Consider the following 26739-nt stretch of genomic DNA (forward strand, 5'->3'; position numbering starts at 1 on the left):
GGGACGGTCGGGCTCCTAGCGTGTGCGACGACCGGTGCACTGCCGGGCCGGGGGGAGTGTGGCCGTTCGTGATCGAGCGTGACTACGGACAGCGTCTGGAGTTCGGTGTCCGGCTACCCGGCGGACCCGACCCGGCGGCCACGGTCCGGCTCGCCCGGGCGGCCGAGGAGCTGGGGCTGGACCTCGTCGTCGTCCCCGACCGGCCGGACCGCCCGGACGCCGAGGCGTGGACGGTGCTGGCCTGGATCGCCGCGGTCACCGACACCGTCCGGCTCGGCACCGACGGGCACGACGGCACCGTGCGGAACCCGGCGGCGCTCGCCAGGACCGCCGCCGGCCTCGACCATCTCAGCGGGGGCCGGGTCGAGCTCGGGATCACGGTGGGGGAGCCCGGGAACGACGGCGCGGAGACGATCGACGTGGTCGCCGGGCTGTGGGACGTCCTCGAGCACGGGCTCGCCCGCGTGGACGGCCCGCGGCACCGGCTCGCCGGGGCGCAGAGGGCCGCACCGGCGCACGACGTGCCGATCACGGTGAGTGGCCCGGACCCGCGCGACCCGGACCTGGCGCGCCTGGCGGGACTCCGCGCCGACGGCTGGTCGGTGCCCCTGGCCGGCGCCGACGACCTCGCCGCCGGCCGGATCCTCGTCGACGCAGCCGCCCGGGAGGCCGGTCGTGACCCGCGCGAGATCCGCCGGTGGGTGACCGTTCCCGCCGCCGGTGCCGACGGCGGGGCGGCCATGCTGCTGGACCTCGTCGTCGCGCACGGGGTGGGGACGATCGTGCTCGACCCCGGTCCCGGCCGCGACGCCCAGGAGGCACTGACCCGGTTCGCGCGCGACGTCGTCCCCGCGGTCCGGGCGGGCGCCGATGCGGCCCTGCCGCACGGCGCGGGCGGGGTGCGCGTGCGCCGGTCCTCGGCGCTCGCCCGGCGCCGGCCCGGCATCGACTACGACGGCGTACCGGCCGGGCCGGTCGCCGTCGAACCCGGGGACCTCGCCTACGCCCGGCTGCGCGGCGGATACCTGCGTGGCGGTTCGCCGGGCATCGTGCTGCGAGCCGCGACCGCCGAGCAGGTCGTGGACGCCCTGGCGTTCGCCCGTCGACACCCCGACCTGCCGCTGTCCCGGCGCAGCGCGGGCCACGGGCTGTCCGGGCGCTCGACCAACGACGGCGGCATCGTGATCGACGTGTCGGCGATGAACGCCGTCGAGGTGCTCGACGAGGCGGCACGCCGGGTCCGGATCGGACCGGGCGCCCGCTGGACCGACGTCGCGACCGCCCTCGCCCGCTACGGCTGGGCGATCAGCTCGGGCGACTACGGCGGCGTCGGCGTCGGCGGGCTCGCCACCGCCGGCGGGATCGGCTACCTGGCCCGCGGGCACGGGCTGACGATCGACCGGCTCCGCGCCGTCGAGATGGTGCTGTCCGACGGCTCGGTGGTACGGGCCTGCGACACGGAGAACCCGGACCTGTTCTGGGCGGTCCGCGGCGCCGGGGCCAACTTCGGGATCGTCACCGCGTTCGAGTTCGTCGCCGACGAGGTCGGCCCGGTGGCGTTCGCCGCGCTCACCCAGGTGGTCCCCGACGTCGCGGGCTACCTCGTCGAGTGGGGCCGGGTGGTCGAGGAGTCCCCGCGCGACCTCACCGTTTCTCATCCTGCCCCCGCCGAACGGCCGGCGACCGACGGTGGCGCTCACCCGCACCGTCGTCGACTCGGCGGATCCGGACCCCGTGCTCGCCCGGTTGCAGCCGGTGGCCGGGCTCGCCCCGGTGTACGAGCAACAGGTGGCGATCACGTCCTACGCCGACATCATGGCGAACGCGAGCGACGACGCACCGGTCTCGCGCGGTGAGCCGGTCTCCCGCAGCGGGCTTGTGCACCATCTGACACCGGAGTTCGCGGCGGTCGCCGCCCGGGTGCTCCGCAGCGGTGCCGTGCACTGGTTCCAGCTGCGCTCGGTGGGGGGTGCGGTCGCCGACGTCGACCCGGATGCCACGGCCTACCCGCACCGGTCGCCGAACTTCTCGCTCGTCGTCATGGGCAGCGATCCCGACGCCGTCGACGCGCAGTGGGCGTCGCTCACGCCGTTCCTCGACGGGCTCTACCTCAGCTTCGAGACGAGCCTGCGACCCGAGCGGATCCAGCAGGCCTGGCCTGCCCGCACCCTCGCCCGGCTCCGGGCGCTCAAGGCGACCTACGACCCCGACGGCGTCTTCGACGACAACTTCGCCCTGACCCCGGCCCCGGAAGCGAGTCCCCGATGACCGACTACGGCCACGAGCTGACCTTCGGCTGCTTCCTCACGCCGGTCGCAGTGCCCCCGATGCGCCCGGTCGAGCTCGCGCTCGTCGCCGAACGGGCCGGGCTGGACCTCGTCACCTACCAGGACCACCCGTACCAGTCGGCGTTCACCGACACCTGGACGCTCATGTCGTTCGTCGCCGCCCGCACCGAACGGGTCCGGATCTGCGGCAACGTGCTCAACCTGCCGTTGCGTCCGGCCCCGGTGCTGGGCCGCGCCGCCGCGAGCCTGGACCTGCTCAGCGGCGGCCGGGTCGAGATGGGGCTGGGAGCCGGGGCGTTCTGGGACGCCGTCGTCGCCATGGGCGGCCCGCGTCTGGCACCCGGCGAGGCCGTCCGGGCGACAGAGGAGGCGATCGCGGTGATGCGCGGGATCTGGGCGGTCGACGAGCCCGGCCCGCTGCGCGTGGCCGGCGAGTTCCACCACGTCGACGGCGCGAAGCGGGGCCCTGCGCCGGCCCACCCGATCCCGATCCGGATCGGAGCGCTGGGACCCCGGATGCTGCGGCTGACCGGACGGCTCGCCGACGGGTGGCTGCCGTCGCTGATGTTCCTGCCGGACGGCCCGGCGTCGCTGGCGGGGATGAACTCCCGCATCGACGACGGCGCCGCCGCGGCGGGCCGCGACCCGCGCGCGGTGACCCGCCACCTCAACATCGCCGGATCGTTCACCGACACCGGGAAGGGGCTCTTCGACGGGCCACCGGAGCAGTGGGCCGAGCAGATCGCCGACCTCGCGCTCACCCACGGGACGTCGGGGTTCGTCCTGGCTTCCGACGAGCCGGGCGCACTCGAGCTGTTCGGACGGGAGGTCGCGCCCCGCGCCCGCGAGATCGTCGCCGCCGAGCGGACCGGGTGAGCCCGTGCGCGATCGGGTCACGCTCCTCGCCCGGCTCCGGGGCGGCGGTCCCGCCGGCCGCCCTTGAGTGTGCCCCGGGGGCACGGTGTCTCGTCGAGCCATGACGACCGACGGGGAGGACCCCATGGTGGAGAACGGCATGCTCCGGTGACGTGGAGTACCCGCGAGATCGCGGAGATCACCGGAACCAGCGTGAAGGCGGTGCGCTACTACCACGAGATCGGGTTGCTCCCCGAACCCGACCGGGCGCTCAACGGCTACAAGAAGTACGAGGTCCACCACCTGACCCGGCTGCTGCACATCAGGCGCCTCACCGATCTGGGAGTTCCGCTGGCGCAGATGGACGAGGTGATGCGGGACCGCAGCCACGCGTCGATCTTCCGGGCAGTCGACGCCGAGCTGGCGAGAACCGTCGAACGCCTGCAGGCCGTTCGCCGCGAGCTGTCCGCGCTGTCGCTCCCCGGCGCGACACCCCAGGTCCCCACCGAGTTCGGTGCCGTCGCACCACGGCTGCGGGAGAACGACCGCGCGTTCCTGACGATCTGCGCCCAGGTCTATTCCGAGGAGTCGATGACCGCGGTCCGGGAGCTTCTCGAAGCCGCCCCGAACGACGAGCTCGACGAGGCGTTCCGGGACCTGCCCGAGGACGCCGACGAGGAGCGCCGCCACGCACTCGCCGAACGGATCGCGCTCGTGACGGGGCCCGGTGCCGACGGCTCCGTGGCGTGGCAGTCCAAGGCCGTCACGCCGCGGCAGGCCGACGCGACCCGCAAGGTCGTCGGGCACGCCGTGGCGGCGTTGTTCAACCGTGCCCAGATCGACGTGCTGCGGCGCGTCCAGGAGATCAACGCGGCCGCCGGCGAGTCCTGAGGCCGCTCGCGCACACACCGCGGGCGGACCCGCATGTCCGCCACGAGACCGCATCGCCGTCCGGACCGGGCGGTGACACCGCACCAGGAGAACCCGATGACCAACCTGACCGTGCTCGACGCCCGGGGCCGGATCCGCGGCCTCGCCTGGACCATCGACTTCCGCCCGACGAACGCGCTCGCCACCCTGGTCCTGGACCCGGGGAGCTCGGTTCGCGCCGAGGCCGGCGCGATGGTCGCCATGGGTCCGGGGATCGAGCTGACGACCGAGGTCGAGGGCGGCCTGTGGAGTGCGGTCAAGCGCTCCGCCGGCGGCCGCTCGATGTCGGTGTCCACGTTCACCGCGCGGGAGGGCCGGGACCGGCTGCTGCTCGCGCCGCCGACCCCCGGTGACCTGGTCGCCGTCGGGCTGAACGGCCAGGCGTACGACATCGCCGGCCACGCCTACCTCGCCGCGTCCCAGGACGTGGCCGTGGACACCCGGTGGGGCGGCGCCAAGGCGTTCTTCGCCTCCGACAACGCTCTGGTCGTGCAGGCGAGCGGGAACGGGGTCGCGTTCCTCGGTGCCTTCGGGGTGTTGCTGCCCCAGCAGCTCGCACCGGGCGAGAAGCTGGTGGTCGACACCGGGCACCTGGTCGCCTGGGACGCGTCGTTGCGCTACGAGATCCGCAAGGCCGCGACGAGCGCCTGGAAGTCGATGGCCTCCGGCGAGGGGCTGGTCGCCGAGTTCACCGGGCCCGGCAACCTGTTCCTGCAGTCCCGCAACATCGAGGCGCTCGCCGCCGCCCTCAAGCCGCACCTGCCCGGCTCGGGCTGAGCCGCCGCCGCGCCGACGGCCCCGCGACAGTCACGACATCACCACGACCGAGGTGCACGAGAACCATGGACAGCCGTTCCGCCGCCGAGCTCGGCGCGCTCATGACCGAGAAGCTCGCCGGCTTCCAGATCGCCCAGGCGCTCCACGCCGTGGCGAGGCTGGGAATCCCGCAGGCCCTGCTGGACGGACCCCGGACCGTGGCCGATCTGGCGGCGACCGCCGAGGTGGACGAGCACCTGCTCGGCCGGGTGCTGCACACCCTGACCGGGCAGGGGGTGTTCACCCACCGGCCGGACGGGACCGTCGCGGTCACCGAGCTGGGGGCCACGCTCGCCCCGGGGACCCGGGGTTCGGTGTACGGCACCGCCCTGTTCTGGATGCAGACGCACTACGCGCCGTTCGCCGCGCTGACCGACGTCCTGCGTACCGGGCGCACCGCGTCGGACCTGGTCAACGGGATGCCGTTCGTCGAGTTCCTGCAGGCCCATCCCGAGCACGTTCCTGCGCTGACCGCCGCCATGGCCGACGTCACCCACGGCGCGCAGTCCGAGGTGCTGGAGGGCTACCGGCTCCCGCCCGGCACCGTCGCCGACATCGGTGGCGCCGACGGGTCGGTGCTGGCCGCGCTGGTCGCCGACGAACCCGACCGCCGCGGATGGCTGGTCGACCTCCCGGCCGTCGCGGCGACCGCGCACGAGCAGCTCGCGACGGCGGGCCTGGCCGACCGGATCGAGGTGCTGGGCGGGGACTTCTTCGAATCGGTGCCGTCGGCGCAGGTGTATCTGCTGTCCACCGTGCTGCACGACTGGGACGACGAGGACGCGCTGCGCCTCCTCGGACGGATCCGGGCGGCCGCGACCCCCGGAGCGCGTCTGGTCGTCGTCGAGGTCGTCCTGCCGGACGGGGACGAGCCCCATCTCGGCAAGATCTCCGACCTGACCATGCTCACGATGGCGGGTGGCCGGGAACGCAGGCGCTCGGAGTTCGCCGGGTTGCTCGACCGGTCGGGTTTCGCACTGGACCGGGTCGCGCGGTCGAGCGCGTCGGGGTACTCGGTCCTCGAGGCGACCGTGCGGGAGGTCTGAGTCCGCCGCCGGCCACCGCTCCCGGCGCGGGTCCGTGCCGGGAGCGGTCGTCAGCTGCCGTCCCGGACGGGACGGCGGGGGTAGAGCCACCGGCGCAGCAGGCCGGTCACGGCGGGCATCATCAGGTAGGTCATCACGGTGCTGAACAGGACGGCGAACAGCGCGGCGCGGACCGGGAGCGGGAGTGTCCCGAGCCACGGGGTGAGGACGCCGTTCGCCACCAGAGACACCGGGAACACCGCGATCCCCTAGGCGACGGCAATCTTCCAGCGCGGTGGCGCGGCCGTCGCCGCGGCGGACGGAGCACGGCAACAGGTCTCGATGCCCGACACCGTCCGGGGTGCGTCCCGGCCGTCCGCGCCGCTGCGGGGCTCCGGTCCGTCGGCCGCGGTCACGGCGCGGTGTGCACGAGGTGTTTGGTCTCCTGGAACTCCTCCAGCCCGCGCAGGCCGTTGAGCCGGCCCACGCCGGACTGCTTGTAACCGCCCTCCTCGAACTGGTCGTGGACGACCGCCCAGGTGTTGGTCCACACCGTCCCCACCCGCAGGTCGCGTCCGACCCGCAGCGGCCGGTCCACGTCCCGGGTCCAGACCCCGGCCGCCAGGCCGAAGTCCGTGGCGTTGGCGCGCTCGACCGCGTCGCGCTCGTCGTCGAAGACCTCGAACGTCGCGACCGGGCCGAACACCTCGCGCTGCACGATCGGCGCCGTCACGGCGGTGACCTCGACCAGCGACGGGCCGAGCAGCGCCCCCTCTCGGCTGCCCCGCAGCAGCACGGTGCCGTGGGCGGCGGCGTCGGCGACGGTCCGTTCGACCCGCACGGCGCTCGCCTCGTCGATCATGGCGCCCATGTCCGACGACGGGTCGGTACCGGGGCCGACGCGGACCGCGCGCAACGCGTTGACGAGCCGCCCACGCAGCTCGTCGGCGATGCCGCGGTGCGCGAGGACCCGGCTGCCGGCCATGCAGAACTGCCCGGCGAACGTGGTGACGGCCATGGACAGCACGGGCACGGCGGCGTCGAGGTCGGCGTCGTCGAACACGATCATGGGTGTCTTGCCGCCGAGCTCCAGGGACAGGCCCTTGAGCGTGGGTGCGGCGGCCTCCATGATCTGCCGCCCGACCGCGGTCGACCCCGTGTAGCTCACGACGTCGACGTCGGGGGAGGAGACCAGCAGCCGCGCACCGTCGGACCCGCTCTCGGTGAAGACCGTGACGACCCCGGCCGGCAGGCTCGGGGCCGAGCCGATGATCTCGGCGAGCAGCTCGTTGACCAGGCCGGTCTGCGCCGGCATCTTCATCGCGACGGTGCACCCGGCGGCCAGGGCGGGCGCGAACGAGCGCGTGGACAGGATCACCGGCGAGTTCCAGGGCACGATGATCCCGGCGACGCCCGCCGGTTCCTTGAGGGTCGTCGAGTACATCCCCGGGCGGACCTCGGCGGCCCGGCCGTGGTCGGACAGGGCCAGCGCGGCGTAGTAGCGCAGCTTGGCCGCGGACGGGCCGACCTCGAAGGCCGCCTCGTTCAGCGTCTTGCCGTTCTCGCGGGACAGCAGATCGATGATCTCGTCGCTGCGGGCGTCGAGCCGGTCGGCGATCTCCGTCAGCGCAGCGGCACGCAGATGCCGGTCCCGCGACCACTGCGTGGCGGTGATCGCGTGCCGCGCGGCGGCGATCGCGGCCCCGGCCTGTGCGGCGCCACCGTCGACGAACGTACCCAGGAGCTCCCCGGTGGCGGGGTCACGGGACTCCCGCCGGGTCCGGGCGGCGCCCCCACCGCCGCCGTGACAGTGGTGGGCATCGGGTGCTGCCGCGGGGTTCGACATCTGCGGGTCTCTTCTCGTCGGTGTCGAGGTCACGCTAGGAATCCCGGGCCGGGCGGGCATCGGTGGTGTTATCCGTCGTCGCGCGGCCGTGCCGTCCCGATCCGCCGTCTCCCGGTCGTGGCCATCCGTCATCCCCGCCCGGCGAGACCGGCAGCCACGAGGTCGCGGCGGGAGCGGACCCCGAGCTTGGCGAACACGTGGGACAGGTGATGCCCGACGGTGCGGTCGCTGATCCGCAGCCGGGCCCCGATCTCCCGGTTCGTGAGGTTCTCGGCGGCGAGCTGGGCCACCCGGCGTTCCTGCGCCGTCAACGTCGCCGCGCCCGTTCCGGCACCGTGGGCTCGGCGTGCGGGCGCCGTCGTGAGGCGCTGCTCGCGCCGGGCCCGCTCGAGCATCGGGCGGGCTCCGAGGGCGTCGAACGTCTCGACGGCGGCGTCGAGCTGCCGGCGGGCGTCGCGGCGCCGCCGCTGTCGCCGCAACCACTCGCCGTAGAGCAGGTGCGCCCGGGCGTGGTCGAACGGGCGCCGGGACGCGCCGGGCTCGTCCAGCGCCGCCCGGTAGGACCCTTCGGCGTCGGGCTCGTCCAGTAGCGCACGCGCCAGATGCGCGGCGGACCTCGCCCAGGGCGCACCGGTGCGCCCGGACCAGGCGGCGAGCGCCGCGGCGCGACGCTCACCGATCTCCGGCTGCCGCGCCTGCACGGCGGCCTCGACCGTGTCCGGGCCGGCCAGCAGCGCGACGACCGGATGAGCCGCGGGATACCCGCGCTCGTCCAACCGGGACAACAGGTCGAGTGCCGCGTCGGCGCGACCGGCCCCGAGCGCCGCCAGCCCGCGGTTCCAGTGCGCCGCCGCGCTGACCGCACGGTCGTGGCGCGGCCCGGCGAGCTGCAGGGACCGCGTGGTCAGCGCCTCCACGTCGTCGTGGTCGCCGCGGACGGCGGCGAGCCATCCGAGGCAGTTGCGGCACTCCGCGGCGATGTGCTCGGCGCCGATCCGTTCGGCCGATGCGAGCCCCTCGGCCGCGGCGTCCCGGGCGGCGTCCCACCGCCCCGCGGCGATGTCGAGTCGCGCACTCCGGGCCAGTGCCGCGGCGAGCGAGGTGCGGTCGGCGTGCCGGCGGTGCCGGTTGAGCAGGGTGTGCACGGCATCGGCGAGCGGCTCGTCGATGCCCCACGCCAGTCCGAGGAGCGAGGCGGGGAGCAGCTGCGACTCCACTCCGGCGATGCGCGCCATGACGTCGCCGAGACCGGCCGACGGTACGGCTCCGACGGGGTCCGTCGCCGGCGCCCACCACGTCCGGACGACGGGGAGGACGTCCGGCAGTCCGGGGGTCGTCAGGTTCGCGAGCCGGGCCAGGGTCTCGCGCACCAGGTCGTCGCGGGCCGCGGACCATCCCGCGTGCAGGGCGGCGACGCCGAGCTCCACACCGCTGTGCGGATCGTCGAGCTCGACGAGATCGCGGGTGAGCGACCGGTGTGCTCGTTCCAGGGACCCTTCGGTGAGCTCGAGCACCCCGCGCAGGCCGCGGCTGGCGCGGGTGGCCCGGTCCTCGTCGGTCAGGCTCCGGGCGTCGGCCAGCAACCGGCGCGCCGTCGAGGCCTCGCCGCCGTGCCAGGCGGCGACGGCCGCACGGGCGAGCCTGCGGGTCGCCGCGGCCGGGTCCGGGGAGAGCTCGGCGGCCCGGCGCAGGATCGGTACCGCGCCGGGACCCGTCGGCGCTGTCCGCTCGAGCGCCCCGGCGATCTCCTCGTCGACGTCGTGGACGGTCGCGGCCCGGTGCCAGAGATGTCCGCGACCACCCGGGGGGAGCGCGCCGCCGAGGATCCGGTGGGCGGTCCCGCGATCGGTCGGGGAGGCGCCGGCGTAGACGGCGGCCCGGACGACCGGGTGCCGCAGCGCGGGCCGGTCGGGTGTCCCGGCGAGCAGCCCCGACCGGGCCGTCTCGTCCCAGACCGGCTGCTCGCCGTCGCGGGGACGTGCCGACCGGGCGAGCGTGAGCTGGTCACCGTCGGTACGGGCGGCGGCCAGCAGCACCACCAGTTCACGCGCCGGGGACTGCATGGCCTGCAGGCGTTCGGCGAAGGCCTTCCGCAGCCGGGGGCCCACGGGCACCGTGCCGGTGAGGTCGCCGTCCGACGTCGGCAGCTCGTGCAGGGCCAGCGGGTTGCCCCCGCCCGCGTCGACCGCCCGGGTGACCGCGGCTCCGTCGATGCCGGGATGCGCGGTGGTGACCAGCCGGGCGGCGTCGTCGTCGGTGAGCGGGCGGACCGGGAGCCCCTCGATCCCCTCCCACGGTCCGCCCGCCGGCGCGTCGTGGTCGGCGACCAGGATCACGACCGGGTCGGTCCGCACCCGCCGGGCGACGAAGCCGAGCACGAATGCGGTGTCGGCGTCGAGCCGGTGCGCGTCGTCCACGACGATCAGCAGCGGACGGTCGAGGGCCGGCGTCGACAGCAGGGACAGCACCGCGACGGCGGTGAGAAGCCGGCCCGGTCCGCCCGCCGCACCTGCGAGCACGGCGCGGAGCGCTGCGGCTCGGGACACGGGGAGGGCCGCGATCAGGTGCTCGACCGGCCGGAGCAGCGTGTACAGGCCGGCGAAGGGGGTCGCGGACTCGCACCGCGACGGCCGGACCACCCACGACGTGATGTCGGGGGACAGGGCCGTGACGTGGTCGAGCAGCGCGGTCTTCCCGATACCCGGCTCGCCCCAGAGCACCAGGGCGCCCCCGGTGCCCCGGCGGGCCCGGTCGAGCACCTCGGTCAGGGCGGCGATCTCCGCCCGCCGTCCGACGAGCCCGGCCGGGGCACCGGGCGCCGTCATCCGAGGAGGTGCGCGGTCAGCCGGGCCGGGGCGTCCTCCTGCAGGAGGTGACCGGCGTCGTCGATCCAGTCCAGCGTCGAGTGCGGGATCCGGTCGTGCAGCCAGGTGCCGTACTCCGGTGGCAGGATCCGGTCCTGGCGCCCCCACAGCAGCCGGACGGGCACGGTGATGGAACCGAGCAGCTCCTCGTACGGTCGGGTGTCGGCCTCGGTGAGCTGGCGGTACTGCCGGTAGTAGGCGGCCTGCCCCTCCGGCCCCCGCCACGGCGCGAGGTAGGCGTCGAGCACCTCGGGGCGCAGTCCGCGGTGACTGGCGTTGCGCAGGTGGGCCGCGACGAGCGCCTCGTGCGCGTAGCCGGGCAGCGCGGCGAAGACGTCCGGGTGCTCGCGCATCAACCGGAACAGGCCGCGTTCCCAGGACCCGCCGCCGACGGCGTCGAAGATCGTGAGATCGCGGTAGCGGGCGTGCTCCAGCAGGTGGGCGCGCAGGACGATCGCGCCGCCGATGTCGCCCGCGACCACGCTGGGCTCGTCGAGCCCCCAGTGCTCCAGCAGGCGTGCGAACCGGCCGGCCTGGGCGGCGAGCGTCAGGTCCTGACCCTCGTACTTGTCCGAGCGCCCGTAGCCGAGGTGGTCGAAGACGTAGACGGTGCGCGTCCGGGCGAGCGCCGGGGCGATGTCGCGCCAGAGATACGACGAGTACGGCGTCCCGTGCACCAGCACGACCGGCGGCCCGGTCCGGCCCGACCGTGCCCACCGCACGGTCCCGGCGTCGGTCTCGTACGACTCGGGCAGCACCCAGTCCCCGCCGGCGTTCATGACGATCCTCCCGTGTCCGATGGCATGTCTCTCCTGGGTAGCCGGGTCGACGACCGTGGGCGACCGTTCAACGCACCGAGCGAGGGGCGGATCCGCGCCGCCTCTCGTGCAGCCAGACCACCACCACCATCGCGATGTTGACCGCGCCGAGGATGAGCAGCGGCGGGCCGCCGGTCTCGGTGGAACGATCGACGGCCGCGGTACCGCCCCCGGACATGACGTTGTTCCCGATGCCGGCCAGCACGTTGTTCACGACGTGGAAGGCGATCGGCGCCTCCAGCCCGCCGCTGATCATGGACATCAGACCGGTGCTCAGCGCGATCAGCGCGATGTATCCGGCCAACCAGGGGTCGGCCGAGCCGTGCAGCGCGGCGAACACCAGCGAGGACACGACGAGGCCGACGACCAGGGCCGGGCGGACGGCGCGTACCCAACTCGCCGTCGCGGGGAGCAGGACGCCGCGGTACATCAGCTCCTCGCCGGTCGCCTGGATCGGGGTGGTGAGCAGGGTGACGGCCAGCAGCGCGAGGGTGGTGTCGGTGATCCCGAAACCGGTCCACCTGGTGGCCTCGGGCCCGACCACTGCCACGGTCCCGAGGCCGGCGGCCACCAGGACGGCCGCGCAGGCCGAGTAGTAGCCGAGCCGTCGCCGGTCGAACCGGCGCAGCGGGCTGAGGAGCATCCGCCACGGGACCCGGGTCATCCACGCGAGCAGCAGGACCGCGACCACGCCCGTCGCCCCGATGGAGAGGTTGGCGGCCAGTGACTTCAGCGGGGTGAACTCGGTGGAGAACGCATCGTCGGAACCCTCGACGGCGCCGACGACCGACCAGGCCAGGACCTGGGAGCCGAGCAGGACCACCGGCAGGACCGCGAGCAGCACCAGCGGTTTCCACCAGCTCATCCGCAGGTGCGCGCCGAACGGCCGCGTGCCGTTGACCGCGGTGGGGAGGAGCTGGGTCACGTCGTCGGGTGTGGAGTGCTGTGGTCCGCCGGCAGCGGAACGAGGACCAGAGACCGGCCTGTGCATGGGAACCTTCCCGAGTTCTTGCGTCGACGGAACGAGGGGACGACCTACGGGCACCAGCACACAGCCTGCCCCCGGGGCAGGGTCAAGAACGCCGCCCGGATCGTGGCCACGCCCGGTCCGGGTGTCACGGGACCAGCAGCAGCTTTCCCCCGGTGTGCCCGGCTTCCAGCGTCCGGTGGGCATCGCCGGCCCGGTGCAGCGGGAAGGTGCGGGCGATCCGGGTGCGCCACCGCCCCGCGGCGATGTGCTCAAACGCCTCCCGCACCGGGCGGCGGTCCCGGTTGCCCGGGTGTCCGGCGCTGAAGGTGACGCCCTGGGCGGTCGCGGCCGGATCGGCCAGGGTGACGACGCGCCCGGTGCCGCCGCGCAGGTCGACCAGCGTCGACACGAGTCCCTTCCCCGCGGTGTCCAGTGCCGCGTCGATCGGGCCGGGTGCGACCGCACGCACGCGGTCCGCGAGGTCATCGCCGTGCTCCACGGCGGTCGCGCCGAGGCTCTGGACGTACTCCAGGCTGGACCGCCCGGAGATCCCGATGACGGTGAGCCCCTGCAGCCGGGCGAACTGCACGGCGGCGCCGCCGAGGGCTCCGCTCGCCCCGGTGACCACGATCGTCCCTCCCGGGCTCGGTCGCAGCAGCGCGAGTCCCCGCGCGGCGTTGTCCGCGGCGATGACGGTCGCGGCCGCATCGGTGAAGGACACCCCGTCGGGGATGGTCGTGTAGTTGCTGCTGAGCGTGAACTCGGCGTAGGAGCCCTGGGCGAAGCTGTCCGGCCAGCCGGCGACGCGCGCACCGACCTCGATCCCGGTGACGTCGTCGCCGAGCGCCGCGACGGTGCCGGCGAACTCGAACCCGATGATCGCCGGAGCCGGCAGGTCGAAGTCGCCGGACCGGGCGAGGAGCTCGGCGGGGTTCACCCCCGCCGCGCGGACCTCGACCAGTACCTGGCCGGGTCCCGGTACCGGGGTGTCCACCTCGGCCTCGTGGAGTACGTCGGCCGCGCCGAAGGACGTGATGACCGCTGCTCTCATGACTGCTGTTCTCCCTTTCGTCTGCCGTGCGGAACGGGGTCCACGCGACGGTCCGGTCGTTGTGCTGTGCCGGCCCCGGCCCGCCCGGGTGGACCGGGATGCCGGGCGGTGTGACCCGCACGTACGACGGCACGACGGTCCCGGTGCGTCCCTCGTGCGCCACCGGGTCGTCGTGCCACCAGGCGGCCAGGACGTCGAGGCACTCGTCCAGCCGTGCCCCGCGCTCCTCCCAGGGCACACCCACCGCGGCGTACTCGTCGGGACTCCACCCGATGGCCGAGCGGTCGATCACCCACCCACAGGCTCTCCGCGCCCTGCTCCTCGGCTGTCGTGGTGGCGGGGACCGCGGCGTCGACGCCCCGGTCCCCGCGCGCCGCGGACAGCGCCGGAGCTTTTCCTAACGGCGTCGGGTCCCGGGCGAATCGGGGAGCGGATCGGTCGGCTCCGGGGCGAGGGACGCGGCCGCCGACCGGGGGATGCGCGACGGCGGTCGGTCAGCCGGCGCGCGGACGGTCCCGGTGGCGCTGGCCGGTCCTGCGCTCGGAAGTCTCCTGCTACCGCACCCCGGTCAGCGCGGACTCGGCGACCCGCGCGACGAGACGGCTGTTGTGGACGGCGTGCTCGAATCCCGGGGTGTCGTGGGTGCCCAGCGCGATGTCCCGGGCGAGCGCGGCGTACACCTCGCCGACGTTGATCGACGCGCCGGTCCAGATCTCGGCCGCGGTCGGGCCGACACCCGAGGCGACCGGGCGGTCGGGGGCGGCGAAATCGACGGCGGAGGTCAGTGTCAGGTCCCCGACCTGGACCCCGGCCGGATGGTCACCGGTCAGCGTCAGCCATCCGTCGGTGCCGCGGACCTCCAGGCGGAACCCGGCGGCGGGCGGGACGACGCCGCCGAGGACCTGCACCCCGACGGGCGCGCCGGAGGTGGTCACGACGATCGCGTCGAGGTGGTCGGGGACCTCGCGGACCGCGGTCGTGCCGGTGTCGGTCAGCGTCACCTCCGGCCACAGGGTCGCGGTGCGGGCGTCGATCCCGGTGATGTCGCCGAGGATCGCCTCCACCACGTCGAGCACGTGCGCGGCCGCGATCGGGAGCAGCCCGGCGCCAGCGGCGGACCGGTCGAAGTAGGCGTGGTCGCTGGTGGACTCGGGACCGTTGCCGAAGGTCGTGCCCACGACCCGGGCGGAGAGGATCCGCCGAGCCGGCCGGACGCGACGAGCTCCGCCGCGCGCCGCGCCGACGGGTTGTGCCGGCCCTGCAGGCCGATCGCGGTGTGCAGCGCCCCGGCCGCCGCGGCCATCTCCTCGGCCTGGGCGACGCCCGTCCCCAGCGGGGACTCCGAGTACACGGCCTTGCCGGCGGCCAGGGCGGCGAGGACCAGCTCCCGGTGCGCCGGGACCCTGACCGCCACGGTGACCAGGTCGACGCCGGGGTCGGTGATCATCGCGTAGAGGTCGGCGAACCAGGTTCGGCTGTGCGGCGAGTGCGGGGACGTGGGACGCGCCCGCCCAGCTCGCCCGGGTGTCGGCGCCGATGATACCGACGCGGATCGGACGGTTCGTCATGGTGGTGTGCTCCGTTGGTGAGGGGTGGTGGGCCGGCTCAGCGGTCGATGGCCGCCATGTCCGGTTCGGCGTGGCGCTCTCCGACGGCCGGCCGCAGCGCGTCGAGGCGCGCGGTCTGTGCGGCGGTGAGCCGGACGGCGGCGGCGGCGGTGTTCTCCGTGACCCGCTCGATGCGGGTGGTGCCCGGGATGGGGGCGACGTCGTCGCCCCGGCCCAGTAGCCAGGCCAGTGCGACCTGTGCGGGTGTGGCGCCCACGTGGTCGGCGACGTCGCGGATCTCGTCGGCGATGTGCAGGTTGCGGGCGAGGTTGCCGTCGGCGAAGCGGGGGTTGGTGCGGCGCCAGTCGTCGGGGGCGAGGCCGTCGAGCGACCGAATGTCACCGGTGAGGAAGCCGTGTCCGAGCGGGGAGTAGGGGACCAGCCCGATCCCCAGCTCTCGCAGCGTGGGCAGGACCGCGGTCTCGACGTCGCGGGTCCACAGCGAGTACTCGGTCTGGACCGCGGCCAGCGGGTGGACGGCGTGCGCGCGACGGATCGAGTCCGGGCTCGCCTCGGACAGCCCGATGTGCCGGATCTTGCCCGCCGCCACCAGCTCTGCCAGCGCCCCGACTGTGTCTTCGACGGGCGTCGAGGGGTCGATGCGGTGCTGGTAGTAGAGGTCGATGTGGTCGGTCCCGAGCCGCCGCAACGATCCGTCGACGGCGGTGGTGAGGCCGTCCGGGCTGCCGTCGGGCACCGGGCGTCCGGTGTGTGACACCAGGCCGAACTTGGTCGCCAGCACGACCTCGTCCCGGCGTCCGCGCAGGGCCCGCCCCAGCAGCTCCTCGTTGACGAACGGCCCGTACGCCTCGGCGGTGTCGACGTGGGTGACACCGAGGTCGAGTGCATGTCGGATGGTGCGGATCGCGGCGGTGTCGTCGCGGCCGGCTCCGGTGTAGAACGCCGACATTCCCATCACTCCCAGGCCGACGCGGGAGACCGCGAGACCTCCCAACGACGTGTGTGGCATACGGAGAGCCTCCCGGTGTCCGAACTTGATGCTTCAACATGTACCGAGTTCAACTTGAACTGTCAATAAATGCGTAGGCTGGATCGATGACGGACGTGCATCGGCAGGACGACCCGCAGTGGCTGGACGACGCGGAGATGCAGGCATGGCTGGCCAACTCGGCGATCATGATCAGCCTGCCGGCGGCGCTGGACGCCCGGATGAGACGCGAGTCGGACCTGACGTTCTTCGAGTACATGGCACTGTCGGTGCTGTCCGAGCAACCGGAGCGCAGCCTGCAGATGAGCGAACTGGCCGCCCGCACCGCGGCATCGCTGTCCCGGCTCTCCCACGTGGTAGGACGGATGGAGAGGCGTGGTCTTGTCGTCCGGGCCCGTCTCCCCGGAGCCGGGCGGCGCACTGTCGCGACGCTGACCGAGGCCGGCCGGGGGGTGGTCGTGGCGGCGGCTCCGGGGCACGTCGCCGCGGTCCGCGAGTATCTTCTGGACCACCTGGAGCGCCGGGACCTGGCCGCGCTGACTCGGATCGGAGGCGCGGTGGACGCAGCTGTACGAGCAGAGGGTGCCGCCGGTGGGCAGTGACGCCGCCCGGCGGCCGCAGCCCGATCGCGGTCGGCGGTTCGGGTGCGGCCGTTTCGGCGAGGAGCGGGTGGGTTCCGGTCAGTCGTCGTTCGGGAGGTATCCGCCCAGGTGGCGGGCCAGGAAGCGCTCCAGAGTGCGGTAGAGCTCGATGTTGCTGTCCGGGTTGACGAACCAGTGACCCTCGCGGTCGTTGAGCAGATACTCGACCTCGGCGTCGCGGGCCCGCAGCGCCGCGGCGATCCGGTCGGCGTTGCTGCGGTGCACGCGGACGTCGTTCGCGCCGTGGATCAACAGGACCGGGGCGGTGATGTCGTCGACCCGGCTGATCGGGGAGCGGGCGAGCATGTCGGCCTCCTGGGCCGGGTCGTCGGGGTCGCCGATATAGCGGCCGTAGCTGTTGTAGACGGCCTTGCGTGCGACGGGGACGACCGAGCGGGTGAGATCGGTGAGGTCGGACATGCCGGTGTAGCTGATCGCGGCGGCGAAGCGGTCCGGTGTGAACGCGGCCCCGACGAGGGCGGCGTAGCCGCCGTAGGAACTCCCGTAGATCGCGACCCGGTCGCGGTCGGTGTGCCCCTGCGCGATGGCCCAGTCCACGGCGTCGATCACGTCGTCGTGCATGCGACCGGCGAACTCGCCCATCGCGGCCTGGGTGAAGGCCTTGCCGTAGCCGGTGGAGCCGCGGAAGTTGACCTGCAGCACCGCGTAGCCGCGATCGGCCAGCAGCTGGACCTCGGGGTCATAACCCCAGGTGTCGCGGTACCAGGGCCCGCCGTGCAGCAGTACCACGGTCGGCAGGTTCCGAGGCTCGGTCCCGACCGGCAGCGTCAGGTGGCAGGGCAGGTCCAGGCCGTCGCGGGAGCGGACGGTGACGGGGGTGACCGGTGCCAACCGCGCCGGGTCGAGGTGGGGGTGGGGCCGGAACAGGCGCCGCGCGGCGCCTGTGGTGTTGTCGTAGAACCACGTGGCCCGGTGATCACGGTCGTGGGTGAAGTCCACGACCCAGCGCTGCGCCTCGTCGTCGCAGGACACGTGGGCCAGGTCGCCGTCGGAGAGCTCGGTCAGCCGGGGCAGGACGGCGGCGAAGTGCGCGTCGAGGGCGTGGATCACCTGTCGTTCGCCGAGGTAGCGGGCACCGAGTAGCTCCCCGGTCGCCGGGTGCACGATCAGCGAGGGGGGGAAGCGCGGGTCGGCCTCGGGGCGGGGGGTGTCCAGGTCGAACACGGGGTGGCTGTCGACGCCTGTCTGCTCGCCGGTGTCGAGGTCGAGCCGGACCAGTCGGGTGCGGTCGGAGCCGCGGGGCGACCCGATCCACAGCCCGGCCCCGTCCGGGGTGGGGACGCACGGCACGAGGCCGAACGGGTGGTCGAGCCCGCACGATCGGCTGATCGTGCGGGGCGCGCCGTCGGTCTGCTCGGAGAGCAGGTGGGTGCCGTTCTCGGTCGTGCCGAGCTGCAGGACACGCCCGGTGGGCGTGCGCAGCCAGCCGATGGCGTCCCCGTCGCTCTCGGCGACCGGGATCGACCGACCGGTGTGGAGATCGACCTCGTGCAGATCGATCAGGTCGGGACGGCGGGCGTTGAGCTGGACGAACGCCGACGCAGGCCGGTCGGGACAGAACTGTGTGCCCACGACGCGTACGCCCGGTAGGGGAGTGAGATCGACCGCGGGTTCGTCGGGTCGGGCCGGGTCGACGCGCATCAGGTGGTGGTTCTCGTCGCCGTCGGCGTCCTGCAGGTAGAGCAGATAACGAGAGTCCCTGGTCCAGAAGAACGTGTCGATGCTGCGACGATCGTCAGAGGTCACCCGCCGGGCTTCCGGATCGTCCGCGGCGTCGGCGTCGGGCCACTCGCCGGAGGAGTTGTGCAGGCCGCGGACGAACACGTTGAGCCGGTCCCGCCACGGGGCGAGGTAGGCGACTGTCATGCCGTCGGGTGAGATCCGGGCGTCGATTCGAGCAGGTGGGGCGAAGAACTCCTCGACGGTGGTCAGGTCGGTCATCATGGCGGGCTCCTCCCGGTTCGTGATGCGGACACCCCGGATTCGAAGCTGTGCCGCCGCGTCCGAGTCAAGGAGTGGGTGGTGTGTCACATCCGACTGGGAGCGGACAGGTTCAGCGTGCTGTGAGCAGTGCGCACGAGGATGAGCGTGCGGTCACGGTGCCGCGGCGGGTGACGGCGTTGTCGAGGGCAGCGACGGTCCGGTACAGCCACTGATCGCCCATCCACTGCACGCACAGCGCCCGACCGTTCCTGCTTGGGACGGTCTCACCGTTGGCGCGCAGCTCGTCGAGGAAAGTCTCGACCTGGGTGTGCAACCGGTCCGCGGGCACCGACCGCTGGTCGCGGCCAAAGGAACTCTTGAACACCGCCAGCACCAGCGGTGTCAGCGTCGCCTACTCGGTCTGGATCGGCATCGGGGCGGTCCTGACGGTCGCCTGGGCGATGCTGACCGGGGACGAGGTGTTCACCCCGGCCAAGGCCGTCGTGCTGACCGTCCTGATCGGCTGCATCGTCGGCCTGAAGTTCGTGAAAGCGCCGGCCGAGCAGCCGGACGCATCCGTCGCGGGTGGGAACCCGACCACCGGACGGGCGCGCCCCTGAGCACACGACCGCAGCCGTGGGCCCCGGGCCGGCAGCGGCGGTGACGCGGTTGCGGGCGTCGGTACCGACGGGCCCTTCACCCGTACCGGGCGTCGGTCTCGCGCGTCACCACACGACGGGAAGACTCTCCACTCCGAATATGGCCTTGTGCCCGGCCCAGGCGACATCGTCGACGTCGACGGCCGGCCGGAGCCCCGGAAACCGGCGCAGCAGCGCCGGGAACGCGAGCTTCATCTCCATCCGGGCCAGCGGGGCACCCAGGCAGTGGTGGATGCCGTGCCCGAAGGCGACGTGGTTGGTCGGGGGGCGGGTGATGTCGAAGCGCCCGGGCTCCTCGGTGATCTCCGGGTCGCGGTTCGCGGCGGGCAGGTGGAACAGCACCAGCTCCCCGGCGCGGATCGTCGTGCCACCGATCTCCACGTCGCGGGTGGCCAGGCGCGGCGAGCCGGAGTTGACGATCGACAGCCAGCGCAGCAGCTCCTCGACGGCAGCGGGCACGGCGGCGGGGTCGTCGCGGACCAGCGCGAGCTGCTCGGGGTGGCGCAGCAGCGCGAGGGTGCCGAGGCCCAGCATGTTGGCGGTGGTCTCGTGCCCGGCGACGAGCAGCAGGTTGGCGACGCCGACGAGCTCGGCGTCGGTGAGGACGTCGGCGTGCTCGCGAATCAGCATCCCGATGAGGTCCTCACCGGGGTCACGGCGGGCGCGACCGACGAGGTCCTGCATGTAGGCCAGAGCCTCGGCGGCGAGGGCGACCCGCTCCTGCTCCCCGGTGGTGGTGTCGAGCTGGCGGGCGGTGCGGGTCTGGAACTCCTGCTGGTCGGCCGGCGGCACACCGAGGAGCTCGCAGATGACCAGCGACGGGATCGGCAGCGCGTAGTGGGCGACGAGGTCCGCGGGAGGACCGGTCCGTTCGAGGGCGTCGAGGTGGTCGTCGACGATCTGTACGACCCGCGGCTCGAGACGGCGCATCCGACGTACCGTGAACTCGGGGGTGAGCAGGCGGCGCAGCCGGGTGTGGTCGGGCGGGTCGAGCGAGAGCAGGTTTCCGCTGCGGTCCCCGGAGAGCTGGCGGGGGTCGCGGCCCGGGGAGCCCTCCAGGTCGGCGGGGGTCCACCCGTTGCGGAAGGAGTCGGCGTCGCCGAGCATCCGGCGGACGTCGGCGTGGCGGGTCAGCATCCACGCCTGCGGGCCGAAGGGGGTCGGTACCCGGCGGAGGGGCTGGTCGCGCAGCGCCTCCGCTGCGGGGGCGGGTCCGAAGCCGGTGCGGCGCAGATCGAGCTCGGTGGTGGTCATGAGTGGTCCTCCCGGACGGGGTCGATGGCGGGGCGACGGGGGATCGCGGCGGTGATCGCGACGGCGACGAGTGCGGAGCCGGCTCCGAGCAGCATCACGACGAGGAACGCGGTCTCGGTCGGGACGGCGACGCCGCCCACGGTCGTCGTCATGCGGGCCAACAGCACACCCGCGACGGCACCGGCGGTGGACAGCCCGATGGCGCGCATCAGGTTGTTGAGGCTGTTGGCGGCCGCGGTCTGGGTGACCGGCACGGCTGCCATGACCAGCGCGGGCATGGCCCCGTAGGCGAGACCGACCCCGGAGCTGATGACGACCGAGCTGAGCACGAGCTGCCAGATCGCGGCGTGGAACGCCGCACCCAGTCCGTACCCGGTGGCAACGACGACCGCGCCGACCATCAGTGTGGTCCGCGGCCCGCGGGCGGCACTGATCCGCGCCGACACCGGCGACATCGCCATCATGCAGAGTCCGCCGGGGGCCAGGACCAGCCCGGCGACCAGGATCGACTGCCCGAGCCCGTAGCCGGTCTCCTTCGGCAGCTGCAGCAGCTGCGGGAACACCAGCGACATCGCGAACATCGAGAAGCCGAACACGGCGGAGGCGATGTTGGTGAGCAGCAGCGGACGGCGCCGGCTGACCCGCAGGTCGATCAACGGTTCGGGGGTGCGCAGCTCGTGCAGGCAGAACAGTGCGAGTGCGAGGGCGGCGGCGCTGAGCAGCCACAGTGTCGGCGGTGCGGCCCAGCCCCAGCCGCCACCCTTGGACACGGCCAGCAGCAACGTGACCAGCGCGACCGAGAGCAGAAGGGCCCCGAGCAGGTCGAACCGGCCGCCGGTGCGCTGCGGCGACTCCGGCACCAGGCGGGCGACGAGGGTGATGACGACGGCTCCGAGCGCGGCGGCGGCCCAGAACAACGCGTGCCAGTCCGTGGCCTGCACGACCAGCGCCGACAGGGGCAGGCCCAGCGCGCCACCGACGCCGAGCGAGGCGCTCATCGTCGCGGTGCCCGACCCGACCCGCTCGGCCGGGAGCAGGTCGCGCATCAGGCTGATGCCGAGCGGGACGACACCCGCGGCCAGCCCTTGCAGCACCCGGCCCACGAGGAGCGGGACCAGCGTGGCGCTGAGCGCAGCGACGGTCGAGCCGATGACCAGCACCCCCAGGCACACCAGGAGCATGCGGCGCTTGCCGACCATGTCGGCGAGACGGCCCACGACAGGAACGGCGACGGCGCCCGCGAGCAGGGTTGCGGTGACGATCCAGGCGGTGTCGGCCGGATCGGCGCCGAGCAGCCGCGGGAACAGCGGGACCAACGGGATCACCACGGTCTGTTGCAGCGAGACCACGATGCCGGCCGCGGCGAGGACGGCGACCAACGCCGGGGCGCGTTCCCCGGGGACGGGCCCGGTCGGCGGGGAACCGGGCGTCGTGTCGGGACGAGTCATGTCACGAACGCTAAGTCAATCAGTTGACTGAAATCAAGTGTGGGTAGTTGACTGTCTGCGGAGAGGGAGGCGAGATGGACAGAGTGGACCGGCAACACGTGGACCGGGCGGGGGCGACCCGCAAACGCATCCTGGATGCGGCGGAGCGGCTCTTCGCCGAACACGGGGTGCGTGCGGTGTCCAACCGTGCCGTCGCCGAGGCGGCGGGGCAGGGCAACAACACCGTCGTCGGCTACCACTTCGGCACGAAGGCCGACCTCGTACGGGCGCTGGTCCGAAGGCACGCCGCTGCGATGGACGCGCGACGCGAGGCGATGGTGGCCGCGCTCGGTCCCGCACCGGGCGTGCGCGGCTGGGTGGACTGTCTGGTGCGCCCGGTCGCCGAGCACCTGGCCGAGCAGCGGGTGCCGACCTGGTACGCCCGGTTCGGAGCGCAGGTCATGACCGATCCCGAGTTCCGCGAGGTCATGGTGGGGGAGTCGCTCGGGTCCCGGTCGCTGACCACCGTCCTCGACGGACTGAACAGCGCGCTGCCGACGCTCCCGCCCGCTGTGCGGCTCGAACGCGGCGACATCTGCCGCCAGCTGCTGGTGCACCACTTCGCGGAGCGGGAGCGGGCGCTGGCCGACGGACTGCCCACACCACGGTCGTCCTGGGACGAGGCTGCGGACGGTCTCGTCGACGCCTTGGTGGGGATCTGGAGGGCGCCGGTGAGCAACACGAGGCGAGCCGACTAGCCACGCACATGCGGCACCCGTCTGATCCCGGCCGTCGCCGGTGACGTTCCCGGACGGGTCGCGGTGCGCCGTGACCGGGTAGGGCGGCCGCCCGCGCGTGTGGACGACGGCACTGACCGTCCTCGCGTCAGAGTGCGGCGAGTCGCTTCTCGATGTGTCGTGCCTGCACCGGTGTGAGGTCGGCGACGGGGCGTCGCGGTGAGCCGACGGGGTGGCCCAGCGAGGCCAGCGCGCTCTTGATCGCGGGCATGAACGGTACCGAGATCAGCGCGTCGATCACCGGGTACACGTGCTTCCACGCCGCGAGGGCCCGATCGTGGTCGCCGTCGCGCACCGCGCGGTAGACCGCAACGATCTCGGCCGGTACGACGTTCGCGGCGCCCGCGAGGACACCGGCCGCGCCCTCCACCAGCGAGGCGTGGATCAGGCTGTCCCAGCCGACGAACGTGGCGACGTGGTCGGCGTGGTGGTGGACAAGCTGCAGCGCCTGCTCCATGTTCGCGCTGGAGTCCTTGACGTAGCGGATGGTGTCGATCTCGCGGGCGAGGGTGCCGACGGTGTCGGGGTCGAGGTTGACCCCGGTGGCCGCCGGGATGTTGTAGAGCATGACGGGCAGGTCTGCCGCCCCGGCTACCTCGCGCAGGTAGTCGACGGTCTCGAGCAGGGTCAGCGGCTCGTAGTAGGGCGTCACGAGCATGGCGATGTCGGCGCCGGAGATCCGGGCCTCGTCGGTCAGCCGGATCGCCTCCGCGGTGCTGGTGGCGCCGGTCTGGGCGACCACGGGTACCCGACCGGCGGTGTGCTCCACGACGGTGTCGACGACGAGGCGTCGCTCGTCGGTGCTCAGCGCGGCGAACTCGCCGGTGGAGCCGCAGGCCACGAGGCCGTCGACACCCCCGTCGATCGAGCGGTCGACGAGGAACCGGAGTGCGTCGACGTCGACGGCGCCGTCGGCGTCGAAAGGGGTGGCGAGCGCGGTGAGGACGCCCTGCAGGTGCTGGGTCATGTCGATTTCTCCTGACGGTGGACGGTGTGGACGGATGCCGGTGGTCGGTCTCAGGACGCGACGGCGGAGGCGACGACCGGCGCCTCCGCACGGCGTCCGCCGCGGGTCTGACGTTCGGTCGCGAGGACGCCGGCGGCCTCCTGCGCGGCGGTGAAGCCGGAGGAGACGGCGGTCTCGGTGTAGAGCGTGCCGAGGTAGTCGCCGGCCAGGAACACGCGTTCGGCCGGTCGGGTGAGGGCCGCTTGCAGGGCACCGCGCCCCGGGAAGCAGTACGGGGCTCCGGTGGGCCAGCGCTGGACGTGGGCCTCGGAGATGACGTCCGCGGAGCCGGGCAGCACCTGATCGAGATCGCGGGTGTAGATGTCGAGGATCTCGTCGTCGGACCGGTCGAGGAGGGTGCGGGCCAGGCCGGCGGGGGAGAACGTCATCAGGCTGCCGCCCGGCCGGCGGTGGGTGGTCTCGGCGCCGCGGGCGATGTTGCCCATGTTGAGGGCGACGTTGAACGACCGCTTGGGTGTGGCGATTCCGTAGGCACCGTCCCACGGGCGAGGACCGGTCTCGTCGGTCAGGAACGCGGCGCTGACGTAGGGCCCGTAGACGATCTTCGACAGCGCCTCTCGAACGTCACCGGGCAGGTCCACGCCGACGCGGTGCGCGACCGGTGCGGGCGCGGCGAGGACGACGGTGCGGCCCTCGACCTCGTGGTCGACCCCGTCGCAGGTGTAGCGGACGACGACCGATTCGCGGCGGTGCACGACCTCTTGGACGTGGGCGCCGAGTCGGATCCGGTCACGCATCGACGCGGCGATGGTCTCGGTGAGCACGGACGGGCCGCCGGAGATGCTGCGGTCCAGGCCCTGGCCGATGTTCCAGACCAGGCTGAAGTAGCCGATCCCGGCGCCGGCGGCCAGCTCGTCGGGGTCGGCGGCCGAACGCGTGACGGTGGGCCGGAACAGGGCCTCGGCGTCCTCGGGCAATGAGCCGGTGTACTCGGCGAAGGTCCGGTCGTTCTCGAAGGCGTAGATGCGCTCCTGCCGGGCCCGGGGGCTCTCGCCGGGGCGGACGGAGACTGCGCGGGCGTAGCGCAGGACGTCGAGACCGACCCTGGCGCCGGCACGGACCAGGGCGATCCGTGACGCGATCGACATCGGGATGCGCACCGGGTAGCTCTCGACCCGGCCCTTGAGCAGGAGCTTGCCGTTCATCGCGAGCCCCGTGAGCGAACCCGGCACTTTCACCGAGCCGACACCGGTCTCGCCCAGCAGGGCCGCGGTCGCGGTGTTCGCCCCGGCGAAGACGTGCCCACCCCAGTTGAGGAAGTACGGTCCACGCCGTTCCGAGCGGATCCGCCCCCCAACCCTGTCGCCGGACTCCAGCACCACGGTGTCCCAGTGGCGCAGGCGCCAGGCCGCCGCCAGACCGGACAAGCCGGCTCCGACGATCACTACGTCCTTCACGTCGTACTCCTCGTGTGCTGTTACGGGCGGAACGGTTCTCGCGGTGCGGGGTTTCGACCTGGCCCCGGGGGACCGGGTCGACCGGGTCAGGACGACGGTGCGTCGGAGGAGCTGACCGCGGACCGTGCCCGGGAGTCCGCGGCGCCGAGCGCGGCCGCCTCGCCCAGACCGAGGTCGCGGGTCTCGGGTGCCCAGAGCCAGGACACGACCAGCCCCAGCAGCGTGATCACCGCACCGATGAGCATCGTGGGGCCGATCCCGAGACCGGACAGCGACAGCGGGACGAGGAACGTCCCGACAGCTGCTCCGATCCGCGACAGCGACGAGGCCAGACCCACCGCGGAGCCTCGGATCTCGGTCGGGAACAGCTCGTTCGGGTAGATCCACTGGAGGATCTGGGAGCCACCGATGAACACGGCGTAGGCGACGAACAGACCCATGACCACAAGGGTGGGGGCGTCCGGGAAGATGCCGAGCAGCAGCATCGCCAGGCCGGCCCACAGGAAGCTGTGGATGATCAGCGACCGGCGGCCCATCCGGTTCACCAGAAGCAACGAGACCACGCAGCCGACCATGAACATCACGGTGATGACGGCCGCGCCGATCGTGTCCGCGCCCTCCTCCAGGCTCAGTGCCCCGAGGATCTTCGGGCCGAACGCGTAGATGGCGAACAGCGGGACGATCGAGCACGTCCAGAACAGCGTGATGAACAGCATCCGCTTGCCGTAGCCGGCCCGGAGCAGGGCACCGATCCGCAGGTTCTCCTGGACCTCGGGCTCGATGTCGTCGACCGAGGCGTCCGGGCCGAAGACCTTCTTCATGACGGCCGTGGCCTCCTCGGTGCGCCCCTTCTTCAGCAGCCACCGCGGCGACTCCGGCGTGCCGATCCGGCAGAGCACGATGATCAGGCCCGGGAGCGCGGCGCTCGCGAGCATCCAGCGCCAGCCGTCCTCGTGGGCCAGCAGCAGCTCGCCGACCAGGTAGGCCGCGGCCGCGCCGACGAACCACATGGTGACGAACGCGCCCAGCAGCGGACCGCGGTACTTCCGCGGCGAGAACTCCGCGAGCAGGGACGTGGCGATCGGGTAGTCGGCGCCGACGGCGACGCCGACGAGCAGCCTCATGACGATCAGCCAGAACGCGTCGGTGACGAAGAACTGCAGGGCCGAGAAGACGATGATCGCGATGAGGTCGATCGTGAACAGCAGATGCCGTCCGAAGATATCGGTCAGCCACCCGCCGACGAACGCCCCGAGGAAGATGCCGATCAGCGCGGCGGCACCGACCAGACCCTCCTCGGACGGGGTGAGGCCCAGCGTCGGTGAAGCCTGGACGAGGGCGACACCGATGATCGACAGCACGTAGCCGTCGAGGAACGGTCCGCCCGACGCAAACAGCGCAAGCTTCTTGTGGAAGCGGGACAACGGCGCGTCTTCGAGCACATTGTGGGACATCGGGACTCCGGATTCGGGTGCCGTGCCGCGACTGTGCGGCAACGCTCCGCGTGGCCAGCGGCGCGTACCGACGACGGTGTCAGCGAGAGCGCGGTGGCGGCTTCCGGCCACCGTCCGAAC

General features: G+C 73.2%; 24 protein-coding genes and 2 pseudogenes. 9 read left to right on the plus strand and 17 right to left on the minus strand.

Translation table 11 applies throughout. The features are described 5' to 3' along the window. Positions 1-68: 68 nt before the first annotated feature. From DMP17_RS29780 to DMP17_RS29805, 6 genes are all read left to right on the plus strand, one after another. Positions 69-1856 (plus strand): LLM class flavin-dependent oxidoreductase, encoded by a 1788-nt coding sequence (locus tag DMP17_RS29780; protein ID WP_337831241.1) that lies wholly within the window; start codon positions 69-71, stop codon positions 1854-1856. Next, positions 1789-2268, plus strand: coding sequence for a hypothetical protein (locus DMP17_RS29785; protein ID WP_337831242.1), 480 nt, complete (start codon positions 1789-1791; stop codon positions 2266-2268). The genes DMP17_RS29780 and DMP17_RS29785 overlap by 68 nt, the downstream gene beginning before the upstream one ends. Next, entirely contained in the window at positions 2265-3164 is a 900-nt protein-coding gene (locus tag DMP17_RS29790; RefSeq protein WP_337831243.1) for an LLM class flavin-dependent oxidoreductase, read from the plus strand. The genes DMP17_RS29785 and DMP17_RS29790 overlap by 4 nt, the downstream gene beginning before the upstream one ends. 147 nt (positions 3165-3311) lie before the next feature. Continuing rightward, positions 3312-4034, plus strand: a complete 723-nt coding sequence (locus DMP17_RS29795; RefSeq protein WP_337831244.1) for a MerR family transcriptional regulator — start codon at positions 3312-3314, stop codon at positions 4032-4034. A gap of 96 nt (positions 4035-4130) precedes the next feature. Continuing rightward, the gene (locus DMP17_RS29800) at positions 4131-4850 is read left to right on the plus strand and encodes a TIGR00266 family protein (protein ID WP_337831245.1); all 720 of its coding nucleotides are present in this window, start codon (positions 4131-4133) and stop codon (positions 4848-4850) included. A gap of 65 nt (positions 4851-4915) precedes the next feature. After that, positions 4916-5935, plus strand: a complete 1020-nt coding sequence (locus DMP17_RS29805; protein WP_337831246.1) for a methyltransferase — start codon at positions 4916-4918, stop codon at positions 5933-5935. Between the two features lie 50 nt (positions 5936-5985). Here DMP17_RS29805 and DMP17_RS29810 read toward each other — a convergent pair whose 3' ends face one another. The 10 genes and pseudogenes from DMP17_RS29810 to DMP17_RS29850 all read right to left on the minus strand — a co-directional run bounded on the left by DMP17_RS29810 (position 5986) and on the right by DMP17_RS29850 (position 16040). After that, complete coding sequence (locus DMP17_RS29810) at positions 5986-6174, minus strand: hypothetical protein (protein WP_337831247.1); 189 nt, start codon at positions 6172-6174, stop codon at positions 5986-5988. Positions 6175-6326: 152 nt separating this feature from the next. Continuing rightward, a complete protein-coding gene (locus DMP17_RS29815) occupies positions 6327-7760 on the minus strand; it encodes an aldehyde dehydrogenase family protein (protein ID WP_337831248.1) in 1434 nt (477 codons plus the stop codon). A 128-nt stretch (positions 7761-7888) separates the two neighbouring features. Beyond that, a complete protein-coding gene (locus tag DMP17_RS29820) occupies positions 7889-10585 on the minus strand; it encodes a helix-turn-helix transcriptional regulator (RefSeq protein ID WP_337831249.1) in 2697 nt (898 codons plus the stop codon). Next, positions 10582-11403 carry an alpha/beta fold hydrolase gene (locus tag DMP17_RS29825; protein ID WP_337831250.1) on the minus strand — a complete coding sequence of 274 codons (822 nt, stop codon included), beginning with the start codon at positions 11401-11403 and terminating at the stop codon, positions 10582-10584. Before DMP17_RS29825 ends, DMP17_RS29820 begins: the two co-directional genes overlap by 4 nt. A gap of 67 nt (positions 11404-11470) precedes the next feature. Further along, positions 11471-12367, minus strand: a complete 897-nt coding sequence (locus DMP17_RS29830; RefSeq protein ID WP_337831251.1) for a CPBP family intramembrane glutamic endopeptidase — start codon at positions 12365-12367, stop codon at positions 11471-11473. Positions 12368-12557: 190 nt separating this feature from the next. Continuing rightward, positions 12558-13463 carry an NADP-dependent oxidoreductase gene (locus tag DMP17_RS29835; protein WP_337831252.1) on the minus strand — a complete coding sequence of 302 codons (906 nt, stop codon included), beginning with the start codon at positions 13461-13463 and terminating at the stop codon, positions 12558-12560. A gap of 76 nt (positions 13464-13539) precedes the next feature. Then, positions 13540-13755, minus strand: a pseudogene (locus DMP17_RS29840) (LLM class flavin-dependent oxidoreductase); the annotation flags it as partial. 262 nt (positions 13756-14017) lie between these two features. Further along, positions 14018-14659 carry a Gfo/Idh/MocA family protein gene (locus tag DMP17_RS29845; protein WP_443217982.1) on the minus strand — a complete coding sequence of 214 codons (642 nt, stop codon included), beginning with the start codon at positions 14657-14659 and terminating at the stop codon, positions 14018-14020. 146 nt (positions 14660-14805) lie between these two features. Continuing rightward, positions 14806-14910 (minus strand): annotated as a pseudogene (locus DMP17_RS46505) (hypothetical protein); the annotation flags it as partial. A 158-nt stretch (positions 14911-15068) separates the two neighbouring features. Continuing rightward, a complete protein-coding gene (locus tag DMP17_RS29850) occupies positions 15069-16040 on the minus strand; it encodes an aldo/keto reductase (protein ID WP_337831254.1) in 972 nt (323 codons plus the stop codon). Positions 16041-16126: 86 nt separating this feature from the next. Here DMP17_RS29850 and DMP17_RS29855 point away from each other — a divergent pair, with 86 nt between their 5' ends. Continuing rightward, positions 16127-16621: a MarR family winged helix-turn-helix transcriptional regulator gene (locus DMP17_RS29855; protein WP_337831255.1), complete on the plus strand. Its 495-nt coding sequence runs from the start codon at positions 16127-16129 to the stop codon at positions 16619-16621. A gap of 78 nt (positions 16622-16699) precedes the next feature. Here DMP17_RS29855 and DMP17_RS29860 read toward each other — a convergent pair whose 3' ends face one another. Both DMP17_RS29860 and DMP17_RS29865 read right to left on the minus strand, forming a co-directional pair. Further along, positions 16700-18625: an alpha/beta hydrolase family protein gene (locus DMP17_RS29860; RefSeq protein ID WP_337831256.1), complete on the minus strand. Its 1926-nt coding sequence runs from the start codon at positions 18623-18625 to the stop codon at positions 16700-16702. Between the two features lie 109 nt (positions 18626-18734). Beyond that, complete coding sequence (locus tag DMP17_RS29865) at positions 18735-18998, minus strand: DUF3375 family protein (protein ID WP_337831257.1); 264 nt, start codon at positions 18996-18998, stop codon at positions 18735-18737. On the opposite strand from DMP17_RS29865, the gene DMP17_RS29870 reads away from it, so the two are divergent. Further along, the gene (locus DMP17_RS29870; RefSeq protein ID WP_337831258.1) at positions 18982-19224 is read left to right on the plus strand and encodes a DMT family transporter; all 243 of its coding nucleotides are present in this window, start codon (positions 18982-18984) and stop codon (positions 19222-19224) included. The genes DMP17_RS29865 and DMP17_RS29870 overlap by 17 nt on opposite strands. A 105-nt stretch (positions 19225-19329) precedes the next feature. Here the strand turns inward: DMP17_RS29870 and DMP17_RS29875 are convergent, their stop codons facing one another. Together DMP17_RS29875 and DMP17_RS29880 are read right to left on the minus strand one after the other, a co-directional pair. After that, positions 19330-20517, minus strand: coding sequence for a cytochrome P450 (locus DMP17_RS29875; RefSeq protein WP_337831259.1), 1188 nt, complete (start codon positions 20515-20517; stop codon positions 19330-19332). Continuing rightward, positions 20514-21965, minus strand: a complete 1452-nt coding sequence (locus DMP17_RS29880; RefSeq protein ID WP_337831260.1) for an MFS transporter — start codon at positions 21963-21965, stop codon at positions 20514-20516. Before DMP17_RS29880 ends, DMP17_RS29875 begins: the two co-directional genes overlap by 4 nt. Before the next feature lie 74 nt (positions 21966-22039). Here DMP17_RS29880 and DMP17_RS29885 point away from each other — a divergent pair, with 74 nt between their 5' ends. Beyond that, the gene (locus DMP17_RS29885; protein ID WP_337831261.1) at positions 22040-22702 is read left to right on the plus strand and encodes a TetR/AcrR family transcriptional regulator; all 663 of its coding nucleotides are present in this window, start codon (positions 22040-22042) and stop codon (positions 22700-22702) included. A gap of 127 nt (positions 22703-22829) precedes the next feature. Here DMP17_RS29885 and dapA read toward each other — a convergent pair whose 3' ends face one another. The 3 genes from dapA to DMP17_RS29900 form a co-directional block, all read right to left on the minus strand. Continuing rightward, positions 22830-23708, minus strand: coding sequence for a 4-hydroxy-tetrahydrodipicolinate synthase (dapA, locus tag DMP17_RS29890; RefSeq protein WP_337831262.1), 879 nt, complete (start codon positions 23706-23708; stop codon positions 22830-22832). A gap of 50 nt (positions 23709-23758) precedes the next feature. Beyond that, positions 23759-25165, minus strand: a complete 1407-nt coding sequence (locus tag DMP17_RS29895) for a protoporphyrinogen/coproporphyrinogen oxidase (RefSeq protein ID WP_226349879.1) — start codon at positions 25163-25165, stop codon at positions 23759-23761. A gap of 86 nt (positions 25166-25251) precedes the next feature. Continuing rightward, positions 25252-26619 (minus strand): MFS transporter, encoded by a 1368-nt coding sequence (locus tag DMP17_RS29900; RefSeq protein ID WP_337831263.1) that lies wholly within the window; start codon positions 26617-26619, stop codon positions 25252-25254. Positions 26620-26739 lie beyond the last annotated feature (120 nt).

It is taken from the genome of Pseudonocardia sp. TMWB2A (assembly GCF_017312135.1).